The 26,053-nt window shown below is 73.2% G+C and carries 22 protein-coding genes; 8 read left to right on the top strand and 14 right to left on the bottom strand.

Translation table 11 applies throughout. From position 1 onward, the window contains the following. Positions 1-98 precede the first annotated feature (98 nt). Positions 99-1,316, top strand: a complete 1,218-nt coding sequence (locus OHA84_RS10240; protein ID WP_266972071.1) for a CapA family protein — start codon at positions 99-101, stop codon at positions 1,314-1,316. A 33-nt stretch (positions 1,317-1,349) separates the two neighbouring features. On the opposite strand, the gene OHA84_RS10245 is transcribed toward OHA84_RS10240, so the two are convergent. Both OHA84_RS10245 and OHA84_RS10250 read right to left on the bottom strand, forming a co-directional pair. After that, a complete protein-coding gene (locus OHA84_RS10245; RefSeq protein ID WP_053678560.1) occupies positions 1,350-2,303 on the bottom strand; it encodes an SCO1860 family LAETG-anchored protein in 954 nt (317 codons plus the stop codon). 292 nt (positions 2,304-2,595) lie between these two features. Beyond that, positions 2,596-3,699 (bottom strand): amidohydrolase family protein, encoded by a 1,104-nt coding sequence (locus tag OHA84_RS10250; RefSeq protein ID WP_266972068.1) that lies wholly within the window; start codon positions 3,697-3,699, stop codon positions 2,596-2,598. Positions 3,700-3,763: 64 nt separating this feature from the next. On the opposite strand from OHA84_RS10250, the gene OHA84_RS10255 reads away from it, so the two are divergent. Next, the gene (locus OHA84_RS10255) at positions 3,764-4,831 is read left to right on the top strand and encodes an alanine--glyoxylate aminotransferase family protein (RefSeq protein WP_266950983.1); all 1,068 of its coding nucleotides are present in this window, start codon (positions 3,764-3,766) and stop codon (positions 4,829-4,831) included. A 425-nt stretch (positions 4,832-5,256) separates the two neighbouring features. Here OHA84_RS10255 and OHA84_RS10260 read toward each other — a convergent pair whose 3' ends face one another. From OHA84_RS10260 to OHA84_RS10295, 8 genes are all read right to left on the bottom strand, one after another. Further along, positions 5,257-6,315: an aminotransferase class V-fold PLP-dependent enzyme gene (locus tag OHA84_RS10260; RefSeq protein WP_266950981.1), complete on the bottom strand. Its 1,059-nt coding sequence runs from the start codon at positions 6,313-6,315 to the stop codon at positions 5,257-5,259. Between the two features lie 83 nt (positions 6,316-6,398). After that, entirely contained in the window at positions 6,399-7,115 is a 717-nt protein-coding gene (locus tag OHA84_RS10265) for a DsbA family oxidoreductase (protein WP_053678552.1), read from the bottom strand. Between the two features lie 116 nt (positions 7,116-7,231). Further along, positions 7,232-7,762 carry a GNAT family N-acetyltransferase gene (locus OHA84_RS10270; RefSeq protein WP_266972065.1) on the bottom strand — a complete coding sequence of 177 codons (531 nt, stop codon included), beginning with the start codon at positions 7,760-7,762 and terminating at the stop codon, positions 7,232-7,234. Positions 7,763-7,825: 63 nt separating this feature from the next. After that, the gene (locus OHA84_RS10275) at positions 7,826-9,274 is read right to left on the bottom strand and encodes a penicillin-binding protein 2 (RefSeq protein ID WP_266950977.1); all 1,449 of its coding nucleotides are present in this window, start codon (positions 9,272-9,274) and stop codon (positions 7,826-7,828) included. Positions 9,275-9,336: 62 nt separating this feature from the next. Beyond that, a complete protein-coding gene (locus OHA84_RS10280; protein WP_266972063.1) occupies positions 9,337-10,107 on the bottom strand; it encodes a response regulator transcription factor in 771 nt (256 codons plus the stop codon). Next, complete coding sequence (locus tag OHA84_RS10285) at positions 10,104-11,732, bottom strand: histidine kinase (protein ID WP_266972061.1); 1,629 nt, start codon at positions 11,730-11,732, stop codon at positions 10,104-10,106. The genes OHA84_RS10280 and OHA84_RS10285 overlap by 4 nt, the downstream gene beginning before the upstream one ends. Positions 11,733-11,887: 155 nt before the next feature. Then, the gene (locus OHA84_RS10290; RefSeq protein WP_234350034.1) at positions 11,888-12,787 is read right to left on the bottom strand and encodes a hypothetical protein; all 900 of its coding nucleotides are present in this window, start codon (positions 12,785-12,787) and stop codon (positions 11,888-11,890) included. A 247-nt stretch (positions 12,788-13,034) separates the two neighbouring features. Beyond that, positions 13,035-13,841: an IclR family transcriptional regulator gene (locus OHA84_RS10295; RefSeq protein WP_053678543.1), complete on the bottom strand. Its 807-nt coding sequence runs from the start codon at positions 13,839-13,841 to the stop codon at positions 13,035-13,037. 147 nt (positions 13,842-13,988) lie between these two features. On the opposite strand from OHA84_RS10295, the gene OHA84_RS10300 reads away from it, so the two are divergent. The 4 genes from OHA84_RS10300 to OHA84_RS10315 all read left to right on the top strand — a co-directional run bounded on the left by OHA84_RS10300 (position 13,989) and on the right by OHA84_RS10315 (position 17,602). Beyond that, complete coding sequence (locus OHA84_RS10300) at positions 13,989-15,533, top strand: aldehyde dehydrogenase (NADP(+)) (protein WP_266972060.1); 1,545 nt, start codon at positions 13,989-13,991, stop codon at positions 15,531-15,533. A gap of 81 nt (positions 15,534-15,614) precedes the next feature. Continuing rightward, positions 15,615-15,833 carry a hypothetical protein gene (locus OHA84_RS10305; protein ID WP_053678540.1) on the top strand — a complete coding sequence of 73 codons (219 nt, stop codon included), beginning with the start codon at positions 15,615-15,617 and terminating at the stop codon, positions 15,831-15,833. 192 nt (positions 15,834-16,025) lie between these two features. Then, the gene (locus OHA84_RS10310; RefSeq protein ID WP_266974108.1) at positions 16,026-17,324 is read left to right on the top strand and encodes a TerD family protein; all 1,299 of its coding nucleotides are present in this window, start codon (positions 16,026-16,028) and stop codon (positions 17,322-17,324) included. Positions 17,325-17,425: 101 nt separating this feature from the next. Beyond that, positions 17,426-17,602, top strand: a complete 177-nt coding sequence (locus OHA84_RS10315; RefSeq protein WP_199826603.1) for a hypothetical protein — start codon at positions 17,426-17,428, stop codon at positions 17,600-17,602. 28 nt (positions 17,603-17,630) lie between these two features. Here OHA84_RS10315 and OHA84_RS10320 read toward each other — a convergent pair whose 3' ends face one another. Together OHA84_RS10320 and OHA84_RS10325 are read right to left on the bottom strand one after the other, a co-directional pair. Beyond that, complete coding sequence (locus OHA84_RS10320) at positions 17,631-19,070, bottom strand: alkaline phosphatase PhoX (protein WP_266972057.1); 1,440 nt, start codon at positions 19,068-19,070, stop codon at positions 17,631-17,633. 279 nt (positions 19,071-19,349) lie between these two features. Next, positions 19,350-20,861, bottom strand: coding sequence for a hypothetical protein (locus tag OHA84_RS10325; protein WP_266972055.1), 1,512 nt, complete (start codon positions 20,859-20,861; stop codon positions 19,350-19,352). Positions 20,862-21,110: 249 nt separating this feature from the next. Here OHA84_RS10325 and OHA84_RS10330 point away from each other — a divergent pair, with 249 nt between their 5' ends. After that, positions 21,111-22,952: an endonuclease/exonuclease/phosphatase family protein gene (locus OHA84_RS10330; RefSeq protein ID WP_266972053.1), complete on the top strand. Its 1,842-nt coding sequence runs from the start codon at positions 21,111-21,113 to the stop codon at positions 22,950-22,952. Positions 22,953-23,174: 222 nt separating this feature from the next. Further along, positions 23,175-23,429: a hypothetical protein gene (locus OHA84_RS10335; RefSeq protein WP_053681659.1), complete on the top strand. Its 255-nt coding sequence runs from the start codon at positions 23,175-23,177 to the stop codon at positions 23,427-23,429. A gap of 151 nt (positions 23,430-23,580) precedes the next feature. On the opposite strand, the gene dapD is transcribed toward OHA84_RS10335, so the two are convergent. Next, a complete protein-coding gene (dapD, locus tag OHA84_RS10340) occupies positions 23,581-24,561 on the bottom strand; it encodes a 2,3,4,5-tetrahydropyridine-2,6-dicarboxylate N-succinyltransferase (protein ID WP_053681657.1) in 981 nt (326 codons plus the stop codon). A gap of 43 nt (positions 24,562-24,604) precedes the next feature. Then, positions 24,605-25,990, bottom strand: a complete 1,386-nt coding sequence (locus tag OHA84_RS10345; protein WP_266972051.1) for an MFS transporter — start codon at positions 25,988-25,990, stop codon at positions 24,605-24,607. Positions 25,991-26,053 lie beyond the last annotated feature (63 nt).

Below are 26,053 nucleotides of genomic sequence, written 5' to 3' on the forward strand. Positions count from 1 at the left end.
GGGCCGCAGCCTTGGCCGGCGCCGGCGGCCGTGGCGCGGGGGCGCGGGGTGAGCGAGGATCAGACCGTCAGTCGTGCGTGAAACCGGGGGGTTCGAGAATGAGGGCAGTCGCCAGGATGGGCGCCGCCGCGGCCGCGTTGGCAGTCGTGGGCGGCGCGGTCTATGCCGTGCCGCACCTGACGGGCGGGGGCGGCGGCGCGAAGCCGGCCACGGAACAGCGGCTGGGCGCGAGGCCCACCACCGCGGCGGCGCCGGCCGGGAAGCCGTTCACCCTGGTGGCGACCGGCGACATCATCCCGTACCCGTCGATCATCCAGCGGGCGGCCGACGACGCCGAGGGCACCGGCCGGGCCCACGACTTCCGGAAGATCCTCGCGGGGGTCAAACCCCTGATATCGGCCGCCGACCTGGCGATATGCCACCACGAGATACCCTACGGGCGCCCCGGCGGCCCCTACACGGGTTACCCCGCCTTCAAGGCGCCCCACGAGTTGGCCGACGGCCTCAAGGACGCCGGGTACGACAGCTGCTCGACCGGCTCCAACCATACGCTCGACGACGGCTACGACGGTCTCGTCCGCACCCTCGACCACCTGGATCGGGTCGGCATCAAGCACGTCGGATCGGGCCGCAGCGCCGAGGAGGCGAAGGCCCCCGCGGTCGTCGGGGCGGGCGGCGCGCAGATCGCCCAGTTGGACTACACGTACGGGACGAACGGCATCCCGATCCCGGCCGGCAAGCCCTGGTCGGTCAACCTGATCGACCAGGGCCGGATCATCGCCGACGCCCGCGCCGCCCGGGCGGCGGGCGCGAACGTCGTCGTCCTGAGCGTCCACTGGGGCACGGAGTGGCAGACGGCACCCGACCAGCAGCAACGGGAACTGGCGCAGGCCCTGACCGCGTCGCGCGGCGCCGACGGCCTCCCCGACATCGATCTGATCCTCGGTACGCACAACCACGTCCCACAGCCCTACGAGAAGATCAACGGCACCTGGGTGGTCTTCGGCATGGGCGACCAGGTGGCCAGCTTCTACGAGGCCGAGAAGGCGCGCGGCAACATGTCCTCGATCCCCCGCTTCACCTTCTCCCCGGCGGCCGACCGGCCGGGGCGCTGGGAGGTGGTGAAGGCCGAGTACCTGACGCAGTACTCGGACATGACCCCGCCGTTCCGGGTCGTCTGCACCTCCTGCGCCGCCGGCGACACCGCCCTGTCCGCGGCCGACCGGAACCGGTACGCCGCCGTCGACCGGCAGATCACCGCGGCCGTGGCCTCGCGCGGCGCGCATGCCCAGGGACTGGAGCACGCCACCCGCTGACCCCGGCCGCGGTCGCCCGCCGGCGCCTTTTCGCTACGGGGTCATCCGGCCGCGCCGGGTCACGACGAGCGCGCCCGCGCCGATGCCGAGCAGGAGCAGCGCACCGCCGGCCACCCAGGGGGTCACCGAAGCCGCCCCGGTCTCGGCGAGGTCGCTCGCGCCGGCGGGGGTGGTGGCGGGCGCGGAGGCGGTGACGTTGGAGCCGGTGATGACGTTCGTCCCGGTCTGGGGCTTGACGTCGGGCCCGGCGGGGGCGGAGGCGCTCGGCGCCGGGCCGGACGGGGACTCGCAGCGCGCTTCCGCCAGCACGATGTCGCCCGCGACCTGCGCGACGTTCAGGTCCAGCGGGTTCACCGACACCTTCAGCCGGAGCGCGGCGGCGGCGGCCGTGGTGGAGGTGGTCTCCGTGGCGGACAGCTCCAGACTCACCAGGCCGACCTTCGGCACCTCCACCTTGGTGGGGCCGCCGGCGGTGAGGGTGACCTTCTTGCCGAGGACGGAGACGTTGCCCAGGACGTTCGCGCGGGCCACCGGCTTCTTCCCGGCCTCGCACACCGCCTTGGAGGTGACCTTCTCGACCTGGATGAGGGAGAGCAGGGGAAGGCCGGGGACGTGGACCTTGGCCTTGGCCAGGTTGACCTCGGCCTCGGCGCGCTTCTTGTCGGCGGTCGCCTTGGAGGTGGCGACCTCGGCCCGCAGCACGTTCACCGGCTTGCCCTTGTCGACCCCGTCGAGGGCCACGGAGAGCACGGTCTTCTCGGCGGCGGCAGGGGCGTTGACCTCGTTGAGCGTGGTCTTCAGGGGAACGTGCACGCTCTTGTTGAGCAGGCCCACGTCCAGTCCGGCCCGCAGGACGACGGCTCCGGCCCTGCCCTCGCTCCCGGCGCCGCCGCCCCCCGTGGCGAAGGCGGGCGGCGCGGTGAGCAGGGCCACCGCCCCCGTCGCGAGCAGGACGGCCGCGGGCATGCGGAAGGTGTTGCTGTTCAAGATGGTGGAACCCCCGGGGAGATGGGTGCCGTCGCGCCGCCAATGGGGGACATTGCGCGCGCCGACGGCCTCGACCCTCGGAATCTTTACGCACTGTGAGTGAACGGGCGGCAACCTGACGTGAGTTCACCCCAACGGGTGGTTTCCACGCATGCTTTCGATTCTTTGCACCCCAGAAGACCTCAGGGAGAACGAAGGTTCCCTCCCGCAGCGTCCGAAAGCCCCGATCAGGCATCCATAACGACGACCGGGCCCGCGACGTCACGCCCGGTCAACCGCCACAAGGCAGGGCTCAGGCCCGGACCCTGCCGTCGACCACGACCCGCAGCGGCCGTGCCAACGCCCGCACGTCCGCGCGCGGGTCGGACGCGTAGACCACGAGGTCCGCCGGCGCCCCCTCGACCAGACCGGGCCTGCCGAGCCACTCCCGGGCCGCCCAGGCCGTCGCCGACAGGGCCTCCAGCGGCGGGATTCCGGCCCTCACCAGCTCGGCCACCTCGGCGGCGACCAGACCGTGCGGCAGGGAACCCCCCGCGTCCGTGCCCACGTACACCGGGACCCCGGCGTCGTAGGCGGCCCGGACGGTGTCGTAGCGGCGCTCGTGGAGCCTGCGCATGTGCGCCGACCAGCGCGGGAACTTGGCGTCGCCGCCCGCCGCCAGCTTCGGGAACGTCGCGATGTTCACGAGGGTCGGCACGATCGCCACCCCGCGTTCCGCGAACAGCGGGATGGTGTCCTCGGTCAGACCCGTGGCGTGCTCGACGCAGTCGATGCCCGCCTCGACGAGATCGCGCAACGAGTCCTCCGCGAAACAGTGCGCGGTGACCCGGGCGCCGAGTCGGTGGGCCTCCGCGATGGCCGCCTCGACCTCGACGCGCGGCCAACAGGCCGTCAGGTCACCGGCGTCGCGGTCGATCCAGTCCCCGACGAGCTTCACCCAGCCGTCGCCGCGCAGCGCCTCGCGGCCCACGTACTCGACGAGGTCGGCCGGCTCGATCTCGTGGGCGTAGTTGCGGATGTAGCGGCGCGTGCGGGCGATGTGCCGGCCCGCCCGGATGATCTTCGGGAGGTCCTCGCGGTCGTCGATCCAGCGGGTGTCGGAAGGGGATCCGGCGTCACGGATCAGGAGCGTCCCGGCGTCCCGGTCCGCGAGTGCCTGCGCCTCGGCCGTGGCGGCGTCCACGGGCCCGTGCGCGTCGAGCCCCACGTGGCAGTGCGCGTCGACCAGACCCGGCAGCGCCCAGCCGGATACCTCGGTGACGTCGCGGGCGCCGCGCGGGCGCTCGTACGAGATCCGGCCGCCGACGACCCACAGTTCGTCGCGTACGTCGTCGGGCCCCACGAGGACCCGTCCCCTCACGTGCAGCACATCGCCCGGACCGCTCACATCGCTCATGTCGGCACCCTACGCGGGTGCTCGGTAGGCTCGACCGGTAACCCCGGACGAGGAGAGCACCGCCGTGAACCACCCCCTGCTGGACCTTCCGCCGCTCACCGCCGCGCGCTTCGCGTCGATCGAGCGGGGTGTCGCGGAACTCCTCGACACCCGACAGGACGTGGTGATCACCCAGGGCGAGGCGCTGCTGCCGTTGGAGGGCTGCATCCGCTCGGGGGCCAGGCCCGGTTCGACGGCGCTGAACATCGTGACCGGGCCGTACGGCACCACCTTCGGCAACTGGCTGCGCGACTGCGGGGCAAGCGTGGTGGACCTGGCCGTGCCGTACGACACCGCGGTGACCGCCGAGCAGGTCGCCGAGGCGCTCCAGGCGCACCCGGAGATCGACTTCGTCTCGCTGGTGCACGCCGAGGCGGCCACCGGGAACACCAACCCGATCGCGGCGATCGGTGAGGTGGTACGGGCCCACGGCGCGCTGTTCATGCTGGACGCGGTGGCCTCGGTGGGCGCGGAGCCCCTGCTCCCGGACGCGTGGGGCGTGGACCTGTGCGTGATCGGCGCGCAGAAGGCGATGGGCGGCCCGGCCGGCGTCTCGATGGTGTCGGTGTCGGAGCGGGCGTGGGCCCGGTTCGCGCAGAACCCGGCCGCGCCCCGCCGTTCGTACCTGTCGCTGCTGGACTGGAAGGAGCGCTGGATCGACGGCGGTCGCACGGCGCTGCCGCACGCGCCGGCGCAGTTGGAGATGCTCGCGTTGGAGGCCTGCCTGGAGCGGATCTCGACCGAGGGCCTGGCCGCGGTCGAGGCCCGGCACGCGGCGGCGGCGCGGGCCACCCGCGCCGGCGCGGCGGCGCTGGGTGTGGCCCCGTACGTCGCGGTGGCCGCGCAGGCCGCGCCGGTGGCGACCACCCTGCGGGTTCCCGGGGCGTCGGCGGTGGTGGCCAAGGCGCTGTCGGTGGACCCGTCGGCCCCGCTCGTGGCGGGCGGCGGGGCGCTGGCCGAGGAGATGCTCCGGGTCAACCACTACGGTGCGGCGGCCGACCTGGCCGTGGTGCGGGGCGCGTTGACGGCCCTGGCCGCGGCGCTGTCCGCCGACCCGGCCGAGGCGGTGGCGGCGGCGTCCGCGGCCTGGTGAGGCGGGGCGGGGCGGTTGCGGTTGCGCGCGGGGGGCCGGTTCAGCGCGGGGCGGTGCGGTTGCGTGCGGGGGGCCGGTTCAGCGCGGGGCCGTTGCGCGGAGCGGCCCCGGCTGCGCCGGGCTTTCGGGGCTCCGCCCCGGACCCCGCGCCTCAAACGCCGGCGGGGCTGGGGTTGCCCGGGCCCTGAAGGCAGGTGTGGGCGGGGCTGGGATTGCCGGGCCCCGTGGGCAGGCGCCGGTGGGCTGGGATCGCCGGGCCACGGGGGCAGATGTGGGCCGGGCTGGGATCGCCGGGCCCGGGGGCAGGCGCCGGTGGGCTGGGGTTGCCCGGGCCCCTTGGGCAGATGTGGGCCGGGCTGGGATTGCCGGGCCCTGAAGGCAGGTGGGGGCCGGGGTCGGGGCCGACGGGTGGTGACGCTTGGAGGTCAGCCGGCGAGCACGTCCAGCAGTCTGTCGACGTCCGCCTCGGTGTTGTACAGGTGGAACGAGGCCCGCAGGGAACCGGCGCGGGCCGCCACGGCGATGCCGGCCGACTGGAGCGCGGGCTGCCGGTCGGCCAGGCCCGGCACCGACACGATGGGCGACTCGCCCGGTACGGGCTCGTGGCCGATGCGGGCGAGGCCGGTCCGGTAGCGGGCGGCCAGCGCGGTGTCGTGGGCGTGCACGGCGGCGACGCCGATCCGCTCCAGCAGCTCCAGTGAGGGTGCGGCGGCGTGGTAGGCGAGGAAGGCCGGGGACTCGTCGAAGCGTCGCGCCCCGTCGGCCGGTCGGGACATCGGCCCGTAGGTGGCGTCCGCCGGCGCCCCGGCGGCGGCCCAGCCCGCGTGCAGGGGGGTGAGGTCCTCCTGGGCCTCCGGCGAGACGGTCAGGTACGAGACCCCGCGCGAGCCGAGCAGCCACTTGAAGCCGGCGGTGACCGTGTAGGCGTACGGCGACGCGTCGAAGGGCATCCACCCCGCGGCCTGGGTGGCGTCCACCAGGACCCGTGCGCGGTGCGCGGCCGCGGCGGCGCGCACCGCCGCGAGATCGGCCGTGCGGCCGTCGGAGGACTGCACGGCGCTCAACGCGACCAGTGCGGTGTCCGGACCGACGGCCTCGGCCATCGCCTCCAGCGGGGCGAAACGGACCTTGAGATCGGCGCGCACCACGAACGGGTTGATCACCGAGGCGAAGTCGCCCTCGGGGCACAGCACTTCGGCGCCGGCCGGAAGGGAGGCCGAGACGAGGCCGACGTGGCCGGCAACGGTCGAGCCGACGGCCACCCGGCCGGACGGCACCCCCACCAGTCGCGCGAAGGAGTCCCGCGCCCGGTTCACCCGGTCGAAGTCGCCGGAACCGGCGGGGAGTCCGGCCCCGGCCGCCTCGGCCAGGGCTCGCACCTCCGCGACCGCGGAACGCGGGAGGACACAACAGGTGGCGGTGTTCAGGTAGGTGGTGGTGTGCGCGAACTCGGCCCGGACGGCCTCGGGAAGCGGAAGGTCCATGGAGTCACTGTGGGCCGGAAACGCCCCACAGTCCATCACCGGGTTCCGGACACCCACCCGAAGATCCCGTTATGCGGGTTTGATCACGCCTTCGGTACGGCGCAGGCCCCGTCGGGTTCGCAGACCTCCGCGTCGGAGGCCGCGGCCACCGGTGCGAGGGTCTCGCGTCCGGCCCAGGCCTGCTCCAGCGCCTGGGTGAACACCTCGGCCGGCTGGCCGCCGGAGATTCCGTAGCGACGGTCGAAGACGAAGAACGGCACGGCGTTGGCCCCCAGTTCGGCGGCCTCGCGCTCGTCGGCCCGTACCGCCTCGGCGTAGGCCGACGCGTCGGCGAGGACCGTACGGGCCTCCGCCTCGTCCAGTCCGGCCTCGACGGCCAGCGCGACCAGCACCTCGGCGTCGAAGACGCTGCGCTCCTCGGCGAAGTTGGCGCGGTAGGCGAGGTCGAGCAGCTCTTCCTGGCGGCCGCGGGCGGCGGCCAGGTGCAGCAGGCGGTGGATGTCGAAGGTGTTGCCGTGGTCGCGCCCCTCGACCCGGTAGGTGAGCCCTTCCGCGCGTGCGCTCGCCGCGACGTGCTCCTCCATGCCGCGCGCCTCGTCGAGGGTGCGTCCGTACTTCTTGGCCAGCATCTCCACGACGGGTGCCACGACGCCCTTGGCTCCGTTGGGGTCGAGCTCGAAGGACCGGAAGACGACCTCCACCTCGTCTCGGTGCGCGAACTCGGCCAGCCCCTTCGTGAAACGGGCCTTGCCGATGTAGCACCAGGGGCAGGCGATGTCGCTCCAGATCTCGACGCGCATGTTCCTTCTTCTCTCCGTGATCGTGGACACGGCCGGTATCCCTGTTCGGGGGCACGGCCGGCGACCGCGCCCTTCGCGGCACGGCGGTTTCGGGTTCAACCAACCGGGGGGTCGTCTCATTCCCCGGACAACGGGCCCGCGCCGGCCGCCTTCGACCGAGGCTCCGCGCCGTCGGCGACCCGTAGCCAGAGCGTGAGGTGGGACCCGGAGCGGTCGGCGGCGGGATCCGGGCGCCAACCGCGCGAGGCGTAGAAGGCCTGGGCGCGCAGGTTGTGCTCGAAGACCTCCAGCCGTACCCGATCGACGCCCGCCCGACGCCAGACGTCCAGGCAGGCGGCGTGCAGGGCCGCCCCGGTGCCTCGCCGCCAGTGGTCCGGGTCGACGTGCAGTTGGGTGAGCGTGGCCTGCCCCTCGGCGGTGCGGAACGCGGCGACCCCCATGAGCACCCCGCCCTGCTCCGCGCAGAACACCCCGCCCTCGGCGCCGGCCCGGGCGACCGCCCGCGACCAGCCCTCGCGGGTCCGCGCGAACCCCGCGTCCCCGCCGTGCACCGCCTCGGGGACCCGACCGCGGTAGTAGGTGGAGCGGGCCCGGGTGTGGAGGGCGGCGATGGCGTCGAGATCGGCGGGGAGCGCGGTCCGGATCATGGGAAGGGAAACGCGCCGGGAACCGTGTCGGTTCCCGGCGCGTCGGCTACGCGTTCGAGGCGGCTACTTCTTCAGCCACGCCGACATCATCTTCTGCGCGATCGGCGCGGCCAGCCGGCCGCCGCCGATCTCGGAACGGTCCGTGTCCGAGTTCTCGATGACGACCGCCACGGCGATCTGCCGGTCACCGGCCTTTCCGTACGAGGTGAACCACGCGAGCGGCGACTGGCTGTTGTTCACGCCGCGCTGCGCGGTACCCGTCTTGCCGCCCACCTCGGCGCCCGCGACCTGGGCGGGCTTGCCGCCGCCCTCGGTGGCGACCGTCCGCATGGCGTCCTGGAGCATGGAGGCCGTCTTGGCGCTCATGACCTCGTCGGTCTTCGGGTCCTTCAGGCTCTCCAACACGTTGCCGTTGGCGTCCGTGACCTCGGAGACCATGTGGGGTCCGACGAGCTTGCCGCCGTTCTCGATCGCGGCGGTCACCATCGCCATCTGGAGCGGGGTGGCCTGCACGTCGAACTGGCCGATACCCGTCTGCGCGACCTGGTCGACCGACATCTTCTTCGAGGGGTACTTGCTCGGCGGGTTCGTCCGCACCGGGGTGTCGATCTGCGCGTTGAAGCCGAGCTTCTCGGCCATCTTCAGCATCTTGTCCTGGCCCAGCTTGTGCGCGAACTCCGCGAACACGTTGTTGCAGGACAGCCTCAGGGCGGTGCGCGACGAGACGTTGTTGCACATCTCGTCGGGGACCTCGCTCTTGAGCTTGGTCGTGGTGCCGGGAATCGTGTAGTTGCCCGGGACGGAGGTGTTCTGGTCGATGCTCGTGACCAGCCCGTTCTCGATGGCCGCCGCGAGGGTGACCAGCTTGAAGGTGGATCCGGGAGCCTGCGGCTTGCGCAGTGCCCCGTTCTCCATGGCCTTGCCGTTGTCGGCGGACAGTTCCGCCCAGGCCTTGGTGTCGTTGGCTCCGGAGATGCGGCCGGGGTCGAACGACGGATTGTTGACGACGGCGAGGATCTCGCCGGACGCCGGGTCGATGGCCACGGCGGAGCCCTGCTTGCCCTGGAGCGCGTCGTAGGCGGCCTTCTGGACGCCCTTGTCGATGGTGGTCAGGACGTTGCCCGGGGCGGCCCGCTTGTTCGTGAGCGTGTCCATCATCGTCTTGAGACGGTTGTCGGAGCCGTTGAGGATGTTCTTGTAGACACCCTCCAACATCGACGTGCCGAACGCCTGGGAGCTGAACCCGGTGACCGGCGCGTAGAGCGGACCGTCGGTGTACGTGCGCTTGTACCCGAAGTCCTTGCCGCCCGTCTTCACGGAACCGGTGATCGACTCCCCGCCCACGATGATGTTGCCCAACGGGTTCTCGTACTGCCCGATGAGGTTCCGTCGGTTGTTCTTGTCGTCTGCGAGGGCCTGGCCTTGGTATGCCTGCACCCAGGTGACGCGGACCAGCAGGGCCAACACCAGAAGCAGACAGAAGACCGACGCACGCCTGATCGTTTTGTTCATCCTCAAGAAGGACGTGTCAACGGCTCCGAGCGTTCCACTCCGGCCCGATTGTGGCGGGGTTCTCAGTGTTTCTTCATGAGGAAGCCTCCCTCGTAGGCCGCGATGACCGCCTGTGTACGGTCCCGGGACCCGGTCTTCGCGAGGACGGCGGTCACGTGCGTCTTGATCGTCTGCGGCCCGACGCCGAGCTGCTCGCTGATCTCGTGGTTGGAGAGTCCGGTGGCGATCAGGCGCAGTACGTCGGCCTCCCGATCGGTGAGCCGGGCCACCCACGGGGCCACGCCGAACGGGCCGGCGGCCGAGTACGGGGCGCCGGGATGCGGGGGTCCTGACCGCGCGGTGCCGGATTGCGCGGTGCCGGACCGCGCGGTGCCGGACTGCGGGGGTCCGGACCGCGCGGCCGGTGCGTACGCGGCGGCCAGCGATCGGACGGCCGCCGGGAAGAGCAGCGAGTCACCGCGGCCGACGAGCCGGACCGCCCCGATCAGCTCGTCGGGGTCGGCCCGCTTCAGCAGGAAACCGGCCGCGCCGGCGCGCAGCGCCTCGTAGACGTAGGAGTCGTTCTCGAAGGTGGTGACGACCACGATCCGGGGCGGGGCGGCCATGGTGGCGAGGATCCGCTCCGTGGCCCGGATGCCGTCGATCTCGGGCATCCGGACGTCCATCAGCACCACGTCGGGCGCCAGCGACCGGACCAGCGATACGACCTCGGCACCGGAGCCGGCCTCCCCGACCACCTCCAAGTCCGGTTCGGCCTCCAGGATGACCCGAAGGGCCGTACGGACCATCCGCTCGTCATCGGCGATCACGACGCGCAGTGCGGGCCGGGTCATCTCCCGCCCCCGCCCAGCGGCAGAACGGCCCGCATCCGCCACAGGCCGTCGTGCGGGCCGGCCTCGACGGCCCCGCCGAGCAGGGCGGCCCGCTCACCGATCCCGCGCAGGCCCCGCCCTCCGGCGGTCCGGCGATCACGCTCCCCGGCCCCGGGTGAGGCGAGTGGATTGGTCATGGTGATCTCCAGTTCACGCTGCCGAGCCCGATGCCCGTGCGGTTGCCGATACGGGTGCGGGTGCGGGTGCGGCTTCGGGTGCGGGTCCGGGCGCGGGTGCGGGTCCGGCTTCGGGTCCGGGTCCGGGTGCGGGTGCGGGTCCGGGTGCGGGTGCGGGTCCGGGTGCGGGTCCGGCTTCGGGTCCGGGTGCGGGTCCGGCTTCGGGTGCGGGTCCTGATCGCCGTCGCCGATCCCGACGCGGTCGCCGTTCCCGTCCCGGTCTCGGTACTGGTCCCGGTCCCGCTCCCGGTTCCCGGCCCGGCCGCGGTCCCGGTCAGCGCCGGCGCGGCCGGCTCCGGTGCGCTCGCCCAAGCCGTCGCCGTCATCGCCGTCGCCGGTGTCGGTGTCGGTGTCGGTGTCGGTGTCGCGCAGCACGATGCGCAGTTCCACGGCCCCGCCCCCGTGGCGCAGGGCGTTGCTCAGGCCTTCCTGGACGATCCGGTAGGCCTCGCGGGAGGTGATCGCCGGAAGCCGGGCCCAGTCACCGGCTCGGCCGGGGTCCAGGTGGGCGGTGATCGGGGTACCGGCGGCTCGGGAGCGGGCCAGCAGCCCGTCGAGGTCGCCGGCGAGGGTGGGAGCCGGTTCCGTACCCGGCCTGGACGGCCCATCCGGGCCGCCTTCGCCCTCCCCCTCGCGCAGGAGACCGAGCACCGCGTCCAGCTCGCCGACCGTCCGGCGGGTGGTCTCCTCGATGGCGGTCAGCGCCTCGCGGACGAAGGCGGGGTCGCGATCCAGGACCCGCCGTGCCGCACTCGCCTGGAGGGTGACGGCGCTCAGCGCGTGCCCGACCGCGTCGTGCAGTTCCCGGGCGAGCCGGTTGCGCACCGCCAGGTCGGCGGCCCTCTCCTCGGCCGCCGCCAGCCGGTCCGCCGGGGCGGGGCCGAGCAGGACCGGCGCCAGTCGGGCCAACAGCGCGCCGGCGCCGGCGACGCACCACCCGATCCCGACGAGCAGGGCCACCCCGAACAGTGGGGTCGTGTAGGGGCGGGCCTCGCCGTCGAGCCAGAACAGCCCGAGGTCGGAGTGCCGCACCGAGCCCGTGAACGGTGCCACGATGAGGAACACCGCCAGCGGCGGCAACGCCAGGCACATCCCGCTGACCAGCGCGCCCACCCCCAGGTGCGCGGTCCACCAGGCCGAGCCGCGCACCCGAGCCGACCAGGACCGGGCCGGGCCCTCCGCCAGCCCCTCCCCCGGCACCCCGCACAAGGCGCGCACCGCGGCGACCGACATGGGCCGGACCAGCCCGAACGTCCCGGTCGCGGCGGCGAGGGGCAGGGCCGCCCCGTAGGCGGCCAGGGCCAGCGGGAGGGAGGTGAGGGCGTTGCGCCCGCCCGCGACCACCCCGACCACCACCTGGGTCAGCAGGAAGTACGGCATCAACAGGGCTCCGCCGAGTATCTGGTGCACCCAGCGCAACCGTGCCCGCGCCCCGAACCACCGGCCCCACGGCCCCCACCGACGCACCGGACCCCACCACCCCACAGAACCCGACCGAACCGCCGGGCGAGAGCGAACCGCCGGACCCGACCGGCTCGTCCGCACGCGTGCCATCGCCGGTCGTTTCAGGCCGCGCGGCGGCTGGCGAGGAACCGCGTGACAACCGTGGTGGCGAGCAGTCCGATGATCATCTGGGCAGCGTAGAGCAGAAGGGTCGCGGCGGTGGGCCGTTCGTTCGGCCCGGACCCCGCGCCCAGCAGGGCGAGGGAGAGCCACACGCCCCAACTCAGCGTCGCCGACGAGCCGATCCAGGCGAGGGCCAACGGCCCTCGCGCCCGTCTGTTCCCACCCCGGGCCAACCACACCGAACCCACACCTGCGGCCAGGGCACAGATCGCGTGGACGACGGACACCACTCCCGCATCCGAGGAGTACCGCGCGATCTGCGTCGGGTTCTGTCCGGCCATGCCGCCGAAGCCCCAGTACCCGTACACGGCGGACACCGCCAGAGCCATGACCGCCGCGGCTCCCGCCACCACCCCCGTGGATGGCGGGAGCCGCTCGCCCAGGCGCCCCTGCCACCGCCGGCCCCAGCGCTGCCGCGCGTAGGGCACGAACAGCCCGGCCAGGGACACGGCCTGGACCATGAACCCCAGGTAGACGACGTTGAATACCCAGGGGTCGAGGAAGGGCTCCCGCGCCGCGCGCTCGGCCGCGTCCGAGCCCGCTCCCAGCGCTGCCATGAGCAGTTGGCCGGGGAACCCGAGGGTGATCGGCGTGAGCAGCCCGGTGGCGATGAAGACCGGGACGGTCAACAGGCCGGCAGGCACCCGTAGGCCCCGGGGGCGGGTGAGGACCAGGGCGAGCAGCACCACACCCGAGTCCATGACCAGGGAGAGGGCGTTCAGTAAGGGAAGGGACAACCCCGGGTCCAGCAGGACACTGCCGTCGGGTATGCCCAGGTGACTCCCGCCCAGCCAGGCGGCCTTGAGGGTCAGATACGGCACGGTGGCGGCAATGGCCACGGCGCGCAGGATCCGCCGCCCGGCCCCCAATGCGGGTGCGGGTGACGACGGTCGTGGGTCGGAGGTCGCCGGTTTCGGGTGAACTGTTGGTCCGGTCATGCCTCAACGGTCCCGTGCGCCGCCCCGCCGCACCTCCCCCTCATTGGGGAACCTCCTCCCCCACGCGGGGGAGGAGGCATCGATTCCGCCGCCCGACCCCGACCCCGACCCTCCAACCCCCCGCCCACCCCGACCCACCCGTCCCGCGTCACATCCGCCGCGTCACCACCGACAGCCGGTCCCGTGCCTCGAACAACGCCGCCTTGATCAGGTGCTCGTGCCCGTCCGTCAGCCGGGCCACCGGCACCGAGCAGCTCACCGCGTCCCGCGCCGGCGTCCGGTACGGCACCGCCACGCCGAAGCACCGCAGCCCCAGCGTGCTCTCCTCCCGGTCCACGGCGTACCCCTGTTCCCGTACCAGCGCCAGCTCGTCCACGAGTCGGTCGCGGTCGGTGATGGTGTGCTCGGTGACCGCCTCCAGCCGTCGCGGCAGCAGCCGGCGCACCTCGTCGTCGGTGTGTGTGGCCAGCAGTGCCTTGCCGAGCGCCGTGGAGTGGGCCGGCAGCCGCCGTCCGACCCGGGTGAACGGCCGCAGGTGGTGCCGGGACTGTCGGGTGGCGAGGTACACCACGCTCGTCCCGTCCATCCGGGCCAGGTGGATGGTCTCCGTCGTGTCGTCGGAGAGCCGGTCCAGGGTGGGCCGGGCCGCCGCCACCACCTCGTCGCCGTCAATGTACGAACTGCCGACGAGGAGGGCCCGTACGCCTATGCCGTACCGCGTCCCGGTCGCGTCCGTCTCCACCCAGCCCAGGTTCACCAGGGTGCGCAGCAGCATGTAGAGACTGGACTTCGGCAGGGAGAGATCGTGCTGGATGTCGGCGAGGCTGTGCAGCCCCGGCCGCGCCGCGAAGTGCTCCAGCAACAGCACCGTGCGAACCGCCGACTTGACGGCCGCGTGAGCGCCCGAACCCCCCGGCTCCGCACCCCCCGCCCCGGCGGACTCAGCTGTGGTCATTCGGCTTCGTGCCCCTCTTGTCTCTTGTCAACCCGGAAGACGCGGAAATAGAGTCCACGATGGATGTGATCATTCATCCATCGGAACGGCGTTCAGAGTACTGAACGCCGCCGCGCGGGTCAGGGTAGATCCAGGAGGCAGTGCGCCATGGCAGCAACACCAGTCTGGAGTGTGGACCCCCGCACCGGGAAGCAGCGCGAGCAGGTTGCGGTGGAGGCCACACCCGGGGAGGTGGACGAGGCCGTCCGCGCGGCCCACGCCGCCCGTTCCGCCCTGACCGACCGCACCGCGCGGGTCGCGTTCCTGCGCGCCGCGGCCGATCTGCTCGACGAGTCCGCCGCCCACGTCATCGAGGCGGCCGACGCGGAGACCGCGCTGGGCCCGGGCCGCCTCACCGGCGAACTCGCCCGTACCACCGGCCAACTGCGTGCCTTCGCCGACGCCGTGGACGAGGGCGCGTACCTCGACGTGCGCATCGACCACGCCGACCCGGCGCTGAGCCCGCCGCGCCCCGACCTGCGTCGCTACAAGGTGCCGCTGGGCGTGGTCGCCGTCTACGCCGCCTCCAACTTCCCCCTCGCCTTCTCCGTACCCGGCGGGGACACCGCGAGCGCGCTGGCCGCGGGCTGCCCGGTCGTGGTCAAGGCCCATCCCGACCATCCGGCCACCTCCGAGTTGTGTGCCTCCCTGCTGCGCCGGGCGGCGGTCGCGACCGGGCTTCCCGCGGAGGTCGTCGCGGTGGTCCACGGCTTCGAGGCCGGGCTGGAACTGGTGCGTCACCCGCTCGTCGCCGCCGCCGGGTTCACCGGTTCCATCCGGGGCGGTCGGGCCCTGTTCGACGCGGCCGCCGCGCGGCCCGTCCCCATCCCCTTCCACGGCGAACTCGGCTCCCTCAACCCCGTCGTGGTCACCCCGGCGGCGGCCACCGAGCGCGCCGAGGAGATCGGCGCCGGACTCGCCGCTTCCGTCACCCTCGGGGTCGGCCAGTTCTGCGTGAAGCCCGGGCTGGTGCTGGTCCCCTCGGGCGGGGACGGCGACCGGCTGGCCGCCGCCCTCACCAAGGCGCTCGGCGAGACCGAACCCGGCGTGCTGCTGGACCACCGGATGCGGGAGAACTTCGTCGCCGGGGTCGGCGAACGGGCCGCCCTGCCCGGCGTCACCGCACCCGTGACCCCCGGTTCCGGCGGGGAACACACCGTCGGCGCGGGCTACCTGACGGTCGACGCCGCAAACCTTCTGGCGGGCGGCGCCCACGACGTGCTGTTGGAGGAGTGCTTCGGCCCGGTGACCGTCGTGGTCCGGTACGCCGATCAGCACGAGGCGGCCGGGGTACTGGGACTCCTCGGCGGAAACCTGAGCGCCACCCTCCAGCTGTCCGACGCCGAGACCGCAGGCGCGCCCGGACCGGCCGGCGCACTGATCGAGCAGGTCACCGGCCTGGCGGGACGGATCGTCGTCAACGGCTGGCCGACCGGTGTCGCGGTGGCGCCGGCCCAGCACCACGGCGGCCCGTACCCGGCGGCGACCTCGCACTCCACGTCGGTCGGCGGCACCGCCGTCGAGCGCTGGCTGCGGCCGGTGGCCTACCAGTCGGTGCCGGACGCCCTGCTGCCGGCGGAACTGCGGGAGGCCAACCCGCTGGGTCTGCCCCGCCGGGTCACCGGGGAGCGGGTCAGCGCGCAGGAGCTCTGAGCCCCCGAACCGCCTCCCCACCTCCCGTCCCCGCCGCATAATCCGTTGCCCGGCGTCCCTCGGCCCGGCAGGCTGCGCGTCATGCCGAAACCGCACGGGTTCACGTACGAGAGACAGGGCGACTCCGTCGTCATCACGCACCGGGGCCGGGCCGCGGGCACCCTGCGGGGCGGCCGCGCCGAGAAGTTCCTGGCGGAAGTGGAGTCGGGCGACGCGCAGCTGGTGATGGCGCGCTGGACGGGCGCCTACAAGTTCGGCAACGAACGCACCGCCAGGAACCACCCCCGCAACCAACGCTGATCCCCCACCGGGCCGCCGGCCCCGCAGACCGGACCGCCCGGCGGACCCGCACGACCGGCACGCCCCGGCTCGGCCGACCCGACCCCGGCCCCCGCCCCGCCCCGGCCCCGGCCCCGGCCCCGGCCCCGGAAATATCCCGCGAAGGTAAGGGAACGGCAAAGCCCCTCCGGTCGTTCTCCGGGCATGACCGCTATGACCCCTGGTTCCAATCTGCCGCTCAACACCGTCCGGGTGACGGTGGACGTGGCTGCTCCGGTGCGGCTCGACGTATCGGGACTTCTCCTCGCCGCGGACGGCAAGGTGCGTTCCGACGCCGACTTCATCTTCTACAACCAGCCGACCGGCCCCGGTGTGAGTCACCGGTCCGGGGGCGGTTCGACGCCCGACTCGATCACGGTGGACACCGGCGCCGTGCCGCCGGGCATCGAGCGGATCGTGGTCACCGCCAGCCCGGACGCCGCCGGGCAGACCTTCCAGGGCATCGAGCCCACGGCCACGGTGCGGGACGCGGTCGGCGGCGCGGTGATCGCCACCTTCACCCCGCCCCAGCTGGGCTCCGAGACCGCGCTCGTCGTCGTCGAGGTCTACCTGCGCGGCGGCGTGTGGAAGGTGCGCGCCGTCGGCCAGGGGTACGCCAACGGCCTCGCCGGCATCGCCACCGACTTCGGGGTCTCCGTGGACGAGGAGCCGCCCCCGGCCGCGGCCGCGGCCCCGTCGGCACCCCCCGCCCCGCCCGCGCCGCCCGCCGCGCCGCCCGCCCAGTACCCGCCCTCCCCCTGGCTCGGGGGTTCGACGCCCACCCCGGCCGCCTCCACCCCCGCCGCCCCGGCCCCCGCCCAGGCCTGGGGCACCCCGACGCCCACGCCTGCCCCCGCCGCCCCGCCCGCCGCCCCCGCGGCCGCCCCCGGCGCCGGGAAGATCAACCTCGACAAGGGGCGGGTCACCCTCCAGAAGAACCAGACCGTCTCCCTCGTCAAGGGCGGTCGCCCGCTGCTCTCGCAGGTCAAGATGGGCCTCGGCTGGGAGCCCGCGTTCCGCGGCCGCGACATCGACCTCGACGCCTCGGTCATCGCGTACGGCCCCCAGCGCAACCACATCGACAGCTGTTACTTCGGCAAGCTGTCCATCCTGAACGGCGCCGTCAAGCACTCCGGCGACAACCTCACCGGCGAGGGAGCCGGGGACGACGAGGTGATCGTCGTGGACCTCGGCCGGCTGCCCGCCGAGGCGACGGGGCTGGTCTTCACGGTCAACTCCTTCTCCGGCCAGAAGTTCAGCGAGGTCGCGAAGGCCTATTGCCGTCTGATCGACGCCGCGAGCGGGGAGGAGCTCGTGCGCTTCGACCTCACGGGCGCCGAACCCCAAACCGGCGTGATGATGGCCAAGTTGATCAAGCAGTTCAGCGGTGAGTGGGAGATGACGGCCATCGGGGACTTTGTGAAGTCCCGCACAGTGCGCGGCATGGTCAAACCCGCCTCGCAGGCACTCTGAGCAGGTGGGCGGGCACATGGCGCTACCAAAGGCCGATTCGGGTGAGCGATTCCACCTCCGAATCGGCGGTGCCCGTCAGTGCCCGCCCGTAGCCTTGAGCCATGCACAAGACACTCCAGCCCGCGGGTCCGGCCCGCCCGTCCGCCGCAGAGGCGAACGAGGCGATCCGGCACCTCGTCGAGACCGGGGTCGGCGGTGAGTGGCCCTCCGACGCGTACGAATTCCTCCTGGAGGAATGGGCCGCCGCCTCCCGCTCGGAGACCGCGGCGACCCAGTAGCGCCCCGTCGGCCGTGGCCGCGCCCCGCCTAGCGGGCGCGCCGCCACGGTCCGGTGACGGCCAGCATGATGCCCGGGTCCTGGATGTTCGCGTAGAGGGTGCGCCCGTCGGGTGAGAAGCAGACGCCGGTGAACTCCGAGTACTCGGGCGACTCGTCCGTCCCGATGTTGAGCTCGTTGCGGGCCAGTGGGTAGGTGCGCCCCGATTCCGTCGCGCCGAACAGGTGCTGGAGCCCTGTTCCGTCCTCCGCGATGACCAGGCCTCCGTACGGGGACACGGTGATGTTGTCGGGGCCGTCGTAGGCGCCGTCCTTCGCCGGGTCGGCGTTCACACCGAGCAGCACGGTGAGCCTGATCGTGCGCCGCTTGGGGTCGTAGAACCACACCTGGCCGTCGTGCGGGGCGCCCGGGCTCTCCGCGCGGGCGAACGAGGAGACGAAGTACGCGCCCCCGTCGGCCCACCACATGCCCTCCAGCTTGCGCCCCCGGGTCACCGCGGTGTCCGCGAACTGCTTGCGTACCGGCGTCGTCCGCGCGTCGCGGTCGGGCACCTCCACCCAGTCCACCCCGTACACGGTGCCGATCGCGGTGGCGCGCGAGAGGTCGTCGACGAACCGGCCGTTGCGGTCGAAGCACTTGGCGGCGGCGAGCACGCCCGCGTCCGGCGCGAGGGTACGGAGCCTGCCCCGCCCGTGCCGGAAGCCGTGCGGCGGGGTCCAGCGGTAGAGCAGCCCGTTGGGGCCGGAGGCGTCCTCCGTCAGGTACGCGTGGCCCTGGCGCGGGTCGATGACCACGGCCTCGTGGTCAAAGCGCCCGAAGGCCTTGACGGGCCTGGGGTCGCGGTTGGCGCGCCGGTCGTGCGGGTCCACCTCGAAGACGTAGCCGTGGTCCTTGGTCATGCCGTTCTTGCCGGCGAGGTCCGAGTTCTCCTCGCAGGTCAGCCAGGTGTCCCACGGGGTGGCTCCGCCCGCGCAGTTGGTCGAGGTACCGGCGATGCCCACCCACTCGGCGACCTCTCCGCCGCGCCGGACCTCGACGACCGTGCAGCCGCCGGCGGCGGCCGGGTCGTAGACGAGGCCTTCCGCGAGCGGGACGGGCCGATCCCAGCCCGTGCGCGGGCCCTTCAGCTCGTGGTTGTTGACGAGGAGGGTGACTCCCCGGTGTCCCTCGAACGCGGCCGTACCGTCGTGGTTGGACGGGGTGGTCTCGCCCGAGTCGAGCGTGGTGACACCGCTGTGGGTGATCACGCGGTACCTGAATCCGGCGGGGAGGGCCAGGATTCCGGCCGGGTCGGGCACGAGCGGGCCGTATCCGGGGCCGTGGGGGCGACCCTGCTCGTCGTGCCGCGTGCCGTCGTCGGCCGCGAGCGCTCCGGGAGCGGTGGCGAGGGCGCCGACGGTTCCGGTGAGGGCGACTCCCGCACCGGCGATCACGGTGCGGGCGGTGAAGTCTCTACGGGTGAGCGGCATCGGATCTCCTGGGGTGGGGAGGTGGGGCGCCTGTCGTGCGGTCGTCGGCGCACACGCTCCCGCCCGCACGTGAACGGCGGCTGAACTACCCCCGAACGCGAACCGTCCCCTCACAGCCGGCCGGAATGGCGAACTCCGGCCCATGATCGGCGCGTTGTGCACCCCGGACGAGCCGCCGGACGGGCCCCCGGGCGCACGATCGCCGTGCGCCCGGGCCCCGAACCCCGCCCGCCCGTCCCGCCTGCCCGTCAAGCCGCCGGACCGCCCGGCCGCCGCCCCTCAGGACTGTCGGGAGCGGGCCTTGAAGGCGGCCTTGCGGGCTTCCTTCGCCGCCTTCTTGTCCGGGTGCAACCGCCCCATCGCCTCCAGCACGTAGGCCGTGGCGGGGTGTTCCACCCGCCACGCCTGCTCGAAGAATCCGGCGTGGTGTTCGGTCAGGGTTCGCATGAGCAGGGGGAGTTCGTCCGTCTCGCCGTCGGCGGCGAGCTGCGCGGCGATCGTGTCGACCGTCAGCCAGAACACCATCGCCCCGTCCGGCGCCGGTACGTCCGTCGCCCCTCGCTCGGCCAGCCAGACCCGGGCGAGCCCGCCGAGTTCCGGGTCGTCCAGTACCGCCCGGACCGCCGGTTCGGCGGTGGGGCCGGCCGGGGCGAGGGCCTGCTGGCAGCGCAGCCGGCGCAGCGGGGCGCCCTCGTCGTCACCGCGGGCCGCGGCCAGCAGTTCGGCCACCGCGGTCGGCAGGTCCCGTCCGGTCAGCCACAACTCGATCTCGGCCTGCGCCGCGTCCTCCGGGTAGAAGGAGACCACGTCGAGCAGCGCGTCGGCTCCCTTGTCGGCGAGTTCCCCGATGGCCGGGGCGTCGACCCCGGCCTCCAGCATCCGGGCCCGGATGCCGTACAGGCCGAGGGCCGTCAGCCGGACCATTCCGTACCGCGCCACGTCCTCCTCGGTGCCGTCGCCCTGCCCGGCGAGGAGTTCCTCGTCGTCGGCCTCCGCCATGAGCGCCTCGTCCACCGGGCGGAACTCGACCAGCCCGATCGGCTCCAGCTGCCGGAACTGGTCGTCGAGGCGCATCATCGCGTCCGAGACCTGTTCCAGCACGGCGTCGGTGGGATCGCCCATGTCGTCGGGGACGACCATCGAGGCGGCGAGCACCGGAAGCGGCACCGGGCTGTCGCCGGAGCCCCCTTCGGCGATGGTGAGCAGGTAGAGGTTGGCGAGCACCCCGTCGAGGAAGTCCGCCTCGCGCTGCGGGTTCCAGTCGAGCCGGTCGAAGTCGATCTCGCCGCCCGCGTCCAACGCGTCGACGAGGTCGTCGAGGTCGGGCACGGCTGCGTCCGCGAGGACGGCGTCCAGGGCCGCCAGCCACAGGTCGAGCACGTCGCCGGGCGCGCCGCCCGCGATCAGTGCCAGGTCCTCGCCGGGGGCGGCGGTCCCGTACCGCGGCTCCGCGCCGGCCGCGTCGCCCTCGCCCGCCTCACCGTCCGCCGCGCCCGCGTCCTCGTCCGGCTCGGTCACGTCGACCAGTCCGGTGTCCACGGCCACCCGCCAGGCCTGGCTCGCGAGCACCGGGCCCTCCTCGCCCTCGGGGTCGAGCCCCAGTACGGCCGCCGCCTCGGCGAGCTGTTCGGTGGTGAGTTCGCCGCCGACCTCCACGCGGGTGTGGGGACCGGCCCAGCGGGCGAGGCGCACGGCGTGCGCGAACAGCGGTGTGACCAGGGCGTCGCGGGCCAGTTCCGCATCGGAGTGCAGCCGTACCGGCGGCAGTGTGGGGTGCGGCTCTGCGGACATGGGGCGGTTCTCCTCGCGGTCGCGGTGGGGCCGTTGGGTCGTACGGCGACGACCCAGCGTAGACGCAATTCGGGCATGCCCGAGGGGCCATCGTCCTTGGTTCATCCCACAGTCAGCTGCCGTCTTCCTCGGAGACCTTGACAACTTCGCGGTCCACACAGGAAATTGACGCGCGTAGATGTACTGAGCAGTACAGGAGCCCCGGACTTCCCGGCGTTCCCCCCCACCCTCACACCGGAGTTCCCGCCCATGCGCTCCTCGCATCCCCGTTCCGCCGCCGTCGCGGCCCTCGTCGCCACCGCCCTGGCCACCGGCCTGCTCGCGGGCTCCGCCGACGCGGCCGAAGGCGCCGTGTCCGCCGATCCGATACGCATCCACGACATCCAGGGCACCACCCGCATATCCCCGCTCAACGGCAAGCAGGTCGCCGACGTCGAGGGCATCGTCACCGGCGTGCGGACGTACGGCTCGCGCGGCTTCTGGATCCAGGACCCCGACACCGACGACAACGACGCCACCAGCGAGGGCGTGTTCGTCTTCACCAGCTCGGCACCGACCGTCGCCGTCGGCGACGCCGTCAAGGTGACCGGCACGGTCGGCGAGTACGTCCCGGGTGGCGTCTCCTCCGGCAACCAGTCCGTCACCCAGATCGCCAAGCCGGTCGTGACCGTGGTCTCCTCCGGCAACGCGCTGCCGGCCGCGACCGCGATCAACGAGTACACGGTGCCCGCCGCGTACGCCCCGGCCGGCGACCCGGCCGCCGCCGGCAGCGTCAACGGCCTGACCCTGGAGCCCTCGCGCTTCGCCCTGGACTTCTACGAGTCCGTCGAGGGCATGAACGTCAAGATCGGCAACTCGCGCGTGGTCGGCGCCACCGACCCGTACTCGGAGCTGTGGGTCACGGTCAAGGGCTGGGAGAACACCGCCAAGCGCGGCGGCACGATCTACGGCTCGTACGAGTCCCAGAACACCGGCCGGCTCCAGATCCAGCAGCTCGCGCCCGTCGCGCAGCAGCCCTTCCCCGTGGCCAACGTCGGCGACAAGCTGACCGGCACCACCGAGGGTCCGCTGGACTTCAACCAGTTCGGCGGCTACACCCTGGTGGCCCGCACCCTCGGCACGGTCAAGGCGGGCACCCTCGCCCCCGAGAAGACCAAGGCGCAGGCGGCCAACGAGCTCGCGGTGGCCACGTACAACGTCGAGAACCTCGACCCGAGCGACCCGCAGGAGAAGTTCGACGCGCTGGCCAAGGCCGTCGTCGAGAACCTCGCCTCCCCCGACGTCGTGGCCCTGGAGGAGATCCAGGACGACAACGGCGCGAAGAACGACGGCACCGTCGCGGCCGAGCAGACGCTGACGAAGTTCACCGCGGCGATCACGGCGGCCGGCGGTCCCGCGTACCAGTGGCGGACCGTCAACCCCGAGAACAACAAGGACGGCGGCGAGCCCGGCGGCAACATCCGTCAGGTGTTCCTCTACAACCCCGCGCGGGTCTCCTTCACCGAGCGTGCCGCGGGCGACGCGGTGACGGCCACCGGTGTCACCACGGTCGACGGCAAGGCCGCCCTGACCCACTCCCCCGGTCGGATCGACCCGGCGAACGCGGCGTGGGCCGACAGCCGCAAGCCGCTGGCCGGCGAGTTCGTCTTCCGCGGCAAGACGGTCTTCGTCATCGCCAACCACTTCGGTTCCAAGGGCGGCGACGAGGGTCTCACCTCGCACCACCAGCCGCCGGTGCGCTCCTCGGAGGCCAAGCGACTGCTCCAGGCGCAGGCCGTGAACGGCTTCGTCAAGGAGATCCTGGCGGCCGACAAGAAGGCGAACGTCATCGCCCTCGGCGACATCAACGACTTCGAGTTCTCGGCCACCGCCGACGCCCTGGCGGACGGCGGGGCGCTGTACCCGGCGATCAAGTCGCTGCCGAAGGCGGAGCGCTACTCGTACGTGTACCAGGGCAACGCCCAGGTGCTGGACCAGATCCTGACCAGCCCGGCGATCAAGACCTTCACGTACGACAGCGTGCACATCAACGCGGAGTTCGCCAACCAGAACAGCGACCACGACCCGCAGGTGCTGCGCTTCCGCCCGTAGTCACGGGCGGATCGGCGGGGGTTCCGGGCGCCGTCCCGCCCGGACCCCCGCCACCCGTCGAGGGGACCTTCCGCCACCCGTCGAGGGGGCCTTTCCGGACAAGGTGGGGACTTTCGGCCCTGGCGTGACACTCGACACACCCCTGTCCAATTCGACCGTTCTGGTGTTGAGTGTCTGCACGCCCGATCTTGCACGCTCGATCCCGCACCCCCGGAGGACCGTGTGTTCCCCTCCATCACCCTCGTCCAGGAAATCGGCATAGCCGTCCTGCTCGTGGCCGCCCTCGTCTGGGTGATCGGCCTCGGCCACGTCCTCTGGGACGGCCGCTTCCACCACTCCGGGCAGGACGCCTTCGAGGGCCTGTCGACGATCCCGACCCAGCGCGGTCCGGCCGGGCACCCCATGGAGTCGGTGGAACTGACGGAGGAAGAGGAACAGGCCTTCGCCGGCCTGGTCCGCACGATCCCCTTGCACTGACCGGTTCGGCCCGTCGGACACCCTCCCCCGCTCGGGGCGGGAGGGCCGCCCGCGGCCGGCGTCCACTCGGGGACGCGCGACGCCCTCCCACCCGTTCGGGGTGGGAGGGCGTCGTGACGTCCGCCGCGGGCGATCCGGCCCCGTTCGGGGGTCAGTTGTGGCTGTGCAGGATCTCGTTCAGGCCGCCCCAGACCGCGTTGTTCGGGCGGGCCTCGACGGCGCCGGTGACCGAGTTGCGGCGGAAGAGGATGTTGTCGGCGCCGGAGAGTTCCAGGGCCTTGACGATCTGGCCGTCCGGGAGGGTGACGCGGGTGCCCGCGGTGACGTACAGGCCGGCCTCGACGATGCACTCGTCGCCGAGGGCGATGCCGACGCCCGCCTCGGCGCCGACCAGGGTGCGCTCGCCGATCGAGATGATCTGCTTGCCGCCGCCCGACAGGGTGCCCATGGTGGACGCGCCGCCGCCGATGTCGGATCCGTCGCCGACCACGACGCCGGCCGAGATGCGGCCCTCGACCATGGAGGTGCCGAGGGTGCCGGCGTTGAAGTTGACGAAGCCCTCGTGCATGACGGTGGTGCCCTCGGCGAGGTGCGCGCCGAGGCGGACGCGGTCGGCGTCGGCGATGCGGACGCCCTTGGGGGCGACGTAGTCGGTCATGCGCGGGAACTTGTCGATCGAGGTGACCTGGAGGTGCAGGCCCTCGGCGCGGGCGTTCAGGCGGACCGTCTCGATCTCGTCGACCGGGACGGGGCCCAGCGAGGTCCAGGCGACGTTGGTCAGCAGGCCGAAGAGGCCGTCGAGGTTCTGGCCGTGCGGCTTGACCAGGCGGTGGCTGAGCAGGTGGAGGCGCAGGTACGCGTCGTGGGCGTCCAGCGGCTTGTCGTCGAGCGAGGAGATGACCGTGCGGACGGCTACGACCTCGACCCCGCGGACCGCGTCCCGGCGGATCGCCTTCGGCGCGGTGGCCCCGAGGAGTTCCACGGCCTGTTCGGCGGTGAGGCGCTCGGTGCCGGCCGGGCCGGGCTCGGCGACGAGGCGGGGGGCGGGGAACCAGGTGTCGAGGACGGTGCCGTCGGCGGTGAGGGTGGCAAGGCCGGCGGCGACGGCGCCGGAGGTACGCGTAGCAGTCATGCCCGAAACCTAACCGGCGACGGGCCGCGGTCGCGAACCGGTCTCATGTGACGGTCGCGCCGCGTGTCGCGCTCGGCGCGCGGGAGTCGGTCCCGGCTTCCTGCCCGCCCGTCGCGCCGGCGGCGAGGCGGTCGGCCCCGGCGCCCTCCGCCCTCTGGAGGTCACGGCTCCCCGCCCGCCCGGGTCGCGCCTCCCGAGCGTGCCCGGCCATCGGATCCTGAGCCCGCCCGGCCATCGGATCCCGGCGCCGGGGCCGGCGCGGCCGACGGGCGGTCCACAGCACCGCGACCCCGGCGCCGGCGGCCAGAACCGCGCACGCCGGCCACAGCAGCCCGGGGGCGGTGGCGTACAGGGCCCCGCCGAGCGGTGCGCCGAGGACGACGCCGCTGACCGAGACCCCCGCGTACAGGCTCTGGAAGCGGCCGACCGCGTGCGCCGGGGCCTGGTCGGCCACGTAGGCGGTGGCGGTGGTCTTGTAGAGGATCTCCCCGAGGCTGAGCAACACCATCATCACGACGGCGCTCGCGAGGCCCGCTCCGGCGATCAGCACCGCGTGACCGGCTCCGACGAGGAGCAGTCCGGTGCCGACGACGGCCAGGGGCGGGCGCTCGCGCAGGGCGACGGCGGCGGGCAGTTCCAGCAGCAGGACGACCCCGCCGTTGAGGGCGACGACCAGCCCGAAGGCGCGGATGTCGAAGCCGTGGTCGGCGAGGAAGATCGGAAGGGTGGAGTACTGCTGCCGGTAGACGACGTCCACGACGAGGACGGCGGCGAGCAGGACGAGCAGGGCGGGGCGGGCCCGCAGCTCGGCGGTGACGCCGCGGCCCGGACCCCCGTCCCGGGCCGCGGCGGGTCCGTGGCCGGCACCGCGGGCCGGGACGATCCGGGCGGTCCAGACGGCGAGGACGAGGGTGCCCACGCCGTCGGCGACGAACAGCCAGTCGTACGAGAGGCCGGCCGCGACCAGCGCCCCGAGTGGCGGGCCGAGGGTGAAGCCGCCGTTGGAGGCGCACCGTACGACGGCGTAGGCCTGCCGGCGGGCGCCCTCGGGGACGGTGACGGCGACGAGCGCGGAGTTGGCGGCGCGAATCACCCCGGACGCGTACTGGACGGCCGGCAGGAGGGCGCACAGCAGCGGGGTGGGCAGGAACGGAAGGCAGGCCAGGGCGAGGCCGCCGAACGCGGCGGCGGTGAGCAGTACCCGGCGGTGGCCGAAGCGGTCGCCGTACCAGCCTCCGGTGAAGTTGCCGGCGACCAGGCCGACGCCACCGACGCCGACGGCGAGGCCGGCCGGCGCGGCGCCGAGGCCGCGCGGTCCGACCAGGTACACGAAGACGAAGACGAAGGTGAAGCCGACGACGGCGTTGACGAACACCCCGGCCGCCAGGAGCCACACCACCCTCGGCACGTCCTTGAACCCTCGCAACATGCCGGCGCCCCCCACGAGCAGGTCAGTTCCCTTTAGGAACGGACTATGCCAGCATGGCAGCCT

The organism is Streptomyces sp. NBC_00513 (assembly GCF_041431415.1).
Lineage (GTDB): Bacteria > Actinomycetota > Actinomycetes > Streptomycetales > Streptomycetaceae > Streptomyces.